General features: G+C 71.8%; 4 protein-coding genes. 2 read left to right on the forward strand and 2 right to left on the reverse strand.

Features of this window, described 5'->3' with window-relative positions; genetic code table 11:
* On the reverse strand, positions 1 to 659 hold a 659-nt coding region (locus tag ABT299_RS52335; protein WP_500255430.1), incomplete at its 3' end, for an alpha-amylase family glycosyl hydrolase.
* 340 nt (positions 660 to 999) lie between these two features.
* Here ABT299_RS52335 and ABT299_RS52340 point away from each other — a divergent pair.
* Complete coding sequence (locus ABT299_RS52340) at positions 1000 to 1329, forward strand: hypothetical protein (protein ID WP_190868696.1); 330 nt, start codon at positions 1000 to 1002, stop codon at positions 1327 to 1329.
* 3 nt (positions 1330 to 1332) lie between these two features.
* Positions 1333 to 2205: an STAS domain-containing protein gene (locus tag ABT299_RS52345; protein WP_387033358.1), complete on the forward strand. Its 873-nt coding sequence runs from the start codon at positions 1333 to 1335 to the stop codon at positions 2203 to 2205.
* 78 nt (positions 2206 to 2283) lie between these two features.
* Here the strand turns inward: ABT299_RS52345 and ABT299_RS52350 are convergent.
* Positions 2284 to 3689: alpha-amylase family protein (locus tag ABT299_RS52350; protein WP_500255431.1), on the reverse strand; the 1406-nt coding region annotated here is incomplete at its 5' end.

Below are 3689 nucleotides of genomic sequence, written 5' to 3' on the forward strand. Positions count from 1 at the left end.
GGTTGGTGGGAGAAGAAGCGGTGCCAGTAGTACTGGCCGCGGACGGGGTCGTAGGTCCAGTTGGAGGACTCGGTGTCGACGAAGATGATGCGGGCGTCGGGGTATTTGTCGTCGGTGTCGTTCCACATGTAGAAGTCGCCGAACGGCCCGTCCGGATCGGTCCGCGACGCCTGGAACCAGGAATGCTGGTCGCTGGTGTGGTTCATGACGAGGTCCGCGATGACGCGGATCCCTCGCGCGTGCGCCTGCTCGATCAGTTCCACGAAATCGCCGAGCTCCCCGAAGTCGGGCAGGATCCGGGTGTATTCGGAGATGTCGTAGCCGCCGTCCTTCAGCGGTGACTGGTAGATCGGCAGCAGCCACAGGCAGTCGACGCCGAGCCATTCCAGATGGTCGAGCTTGGAGATCAGGCCGCGCAGGTCGCCGTACCCGTCATTGTTGGAATCGCAGAACCCCCGCACCGACACCTCGTAGAACACCGCCGTCTTGAACCAGTGCGGGGTGTGCGGAGCGCCCTCGGCGAAGGGGTCCGGGACGGCCCCCGCCGCCGGCGCGGCCCGCTCCGCCCCGATCCCGCCCCGCGCGAGGCCGCGATCGGCCTCCGGGTCGGCGACCTGGCCGGACGTCCTGCAGGTGAAGTACTTCGGCTGGGCGTGCATGGACCATCCCGGAGTGTCGGCGACATCTAGATCAGCAATTCCCGCCGTCCGTCGCGAGGGCGTGCGCGACAGGCAACCATCCGTAAAAATCTCGGTACTCTCCGTGACCGGAGCGCCGCTCCCGGGCCGCGGCGGATCCCGTGCCCGAACAGCCGCGGGACTTACCGCGCGGCGAGCGTGTCATGCCCGGACCTTTAGGGTCGGCGCCGTTTCCGCCCCAGGCGCCGGGTAGGTCCCTTCCAAGCTCGGAACCTGCCGCGCGGGCAGCTGCCGACCCGCCCGGACGGGCGATCTTCTCGTCTCGTCCAGACCGATCGGAGGGACAGTGGAGCGCTGGGAGATGTCGCCATCGGCCGGACCGACGCGCGACGACCTCGTGGCGCGGCTGCGCGTTCGCTTCGCCGACATTCCGGCCGAGAACGTGCGCCGTTGCGTGGACGACCTGTGGTGCTGCTGCACCCATCTCGGGATGCGGCCCGACGCCCGGACCATCGAGCGCCTCGCGGCGTCCCGGCTCACGGGCGTCGTCCGCGGCGCGCGGCCGCCGTATCCGGACGGCGAGCGGGCCCCGGTGCCGCCGGGCCGCGCCGCCGCGTCCGCCCCCGTGACGCCGCCCACCGGCGGGCCCGCCCCGGCCCGTACCGCCGCGCGTACCCCGATCGGGATGTGACAGATGAAGGACACGACCGTGCCGGGCCTGCGGACGGACACCCGGCAAGGGTTCATCGTGCTGCGCCTGCCCGCGCAGATCAGCTGGCGCAACTACGCAGGGATCAGGGAAGGGGTCTCCCGCGCGCTGGCGGTGGCCGCCGGCGACCTCGCCGCCGACCGCCCCGCCACCGACCGCCTCGCCGCGGGCCGGCCCCGCAAGGGCGTCGTCGTCGACTTCGGCGACTCGATCCTGCTGGACGCGTCCGGGCTGGTGCTGCTGGCCCGCACCGAGACCCGCGCGCAGCTGCTCGGCTGCCCGCTGCGGGCCGTGGTGCCCGCGACGGCCGCTCCCGTGCGGCGCGCGCTGCACCTCACCGGCCTGTCCAGCCTCGTCCCGGTGTTCGAGGACGTCGCGCAGGCGACCGCGGCGCCGGTGGTGCCCGGCGAGACCGCGACCGTCGACACCGGGCACGTGCTGGACGCCATCCGTGCCCTGCACCCCGCCGACGCCGGGCTCGCGCCGACCCCGTCCGCCGCCCCGCCCGAGCTGCTGATCACCACGGCCGAGGCGGGCGACGGCGACCACACCGTGGTGCACCTGTCCGGGGTCCTCGACCCCGTCACCGTCCGGCGCCTCGGCGAGACGCTGACCTCGCTGGTCGAGGGCGACCTGCGGCACCTGATGGTGCGGATGGGCGACCGGCTCGGGGTGCGCTGCGACCCGCTGCCGGTGCTGCTCGGCATCCGCTGGCGGGTCGCCGCCGAGGGCGGCTGCCTCTCGCTGCCCGGGCTGCCCGCCCGGCTCCGCGAGATCATCGACCGCGAGGGGCTCGGCTCGGTGTTCAGCGCCTGCCGGTCCGGCGAGGGCCGGGCGCTCGGCGCGGGACCGGCCTGACCGGCCGCCTTCCCGTCACCACGGCATCGGGGACCGCCACCGCGGAACCGATGCGAGCGGGCCGTCCCGTCCCTTCGCTCAGCTCCCGCCCGGCCGCAGCCGATCGCGCGCGGCGCGCAGGGAGTCGCGGACGGGGCGGCCCGTGCCCGTCCGTCGTGCCCGCGCGCCGGAAGGCGGGGCGGACCGGGCCGACGGCGCGGGTGGTGCGGCCGACGGGGCGGACGGTGCGGCGGACGGTTCGGCGGACGAGGCGGCGGGGACGTGGCCGTCCTCGCGATCCGGGCTTTCCTCGTCCCGCTGGATCGTGAAGACGTGCGCGGGACGCGTGTGCGGATCGAGCCGGACGTAGTTCGCCTTCCGCCACGTGTATGTCGCCTCGTCCAACTGGTCGATGACGGTGAAGGGCCGGTCGGGGTCGTCGGGGAGGCCGAGCGCGGTGAGGTCGAGGTGGACCGTCGCCTCGCGCGGCTGGTGCGGATTGAGGTTGACGACCGCAAGCACGACGTCGTCGCCATGCCGTTTGGAGAAGGCCAGCAGCTCGGGCTGGTCGACGTGGTGGAAACGCAGGTTCCGCAGCCTCTGCAGGGCCGGATGCAGTTTCCGGAGGGTGTTGAGCTGGGTGATGAGGGGGGCGATGGTGGTGTTGTCGCGGTCGGCGGCTTCCCAGTCGCGGGGGCGGTACTGGTATTTCTCGGAGTCGCGGTATTCCTCGCTGCCGGGGCGGACGGGGGTGTTCTCGCAGAGTTCGTAGCCGGAGTAGATGCCCCAGGTGGGGGAGAGGAGGGCGGCGAGGATGGCGCGGATCTGGAAGGCGGGGCGGCTGCCGTGCTGGAGGTATTCGTTGAGGATGTCGGGGGTGTTGGTGAAGGCGTTGGGGCGCATGTAGGCGGCGGTGGGGCCGGTGAGTTCGGTGAAGTAGTCGGTGAGTTCGTCGGCGGTGTTGCGCCAGGTGAAGTAGGTGTAGGACTGGTGGAAGCCGATTTTGGCCAGGGTGTGCATCATCGCGGGGCGGGTGAAGGCTTCGGCGAGGAAGAGGACGTCGGGGTCGGTGGTGGCGATGTCGGCCAGGAGGCGTTCCCAGAAGTCGACGGGTTTGGTGTGGGGGTTGTCGACGCGGAAGATCCGTACGCCGTGGTCGATCCAGTGGTGGATGATGCGTTTGACCTCGGTGTAGAGGCCGTCGGGGTCGTTGTCGAAGTTGAGGGGGTAGATGTCCTGGTATTTCTTGGGCGGGTTCTCGGCGTAGGCGATGGTGCCGTCGGCGCGGGTGGTGAACCATTCGGGGTGCTGGGTGACCCAGGGGTGGTCGGGGGAGCATTGCAGGGCCAGGTCGAGGGCGATTTCCAGGCCGTGGTCTGAGGCGTAGGCGACGAAGGCGTCGAAGTCGGCGAGGGTGCCGAGGTCGGGGTGGATGGCGTCGTGGCCGCCGTCGGGGGAGCCGATGGCCCAGGGTGAGCCGGGGTCGTAGGGGCCGGCGTCCAGGG

The organism is Spirillospora sp. NPDC000708 (assembly GCF_040299565.1).
In the GTDB taxonomy this organism is placed as follows: domain Bacteria; phylum Actinomycetota; class Actinomycetes; order Streptosporangiales; family Streptosporangiaceae; genus Spirillospora.

What these genes read in the sequence shown, in the direction of transcription:
- ABT299_RS52340 (WP_190868696.1), top strand. Translation starts at nt 1,000, where the DNA reads ATGTCGCCATCGGCCGGACCGACGCGCGACGACCTCGTGGCGCGGCTG.
- ABT299_RS52345 (WP_387033358.1), top strand. Translation starts at nt 1,333, where the DNA reads ATGAAGGACACGACCGTGCCGGGCCTGCGGACGGACACCCGGCAAGGG.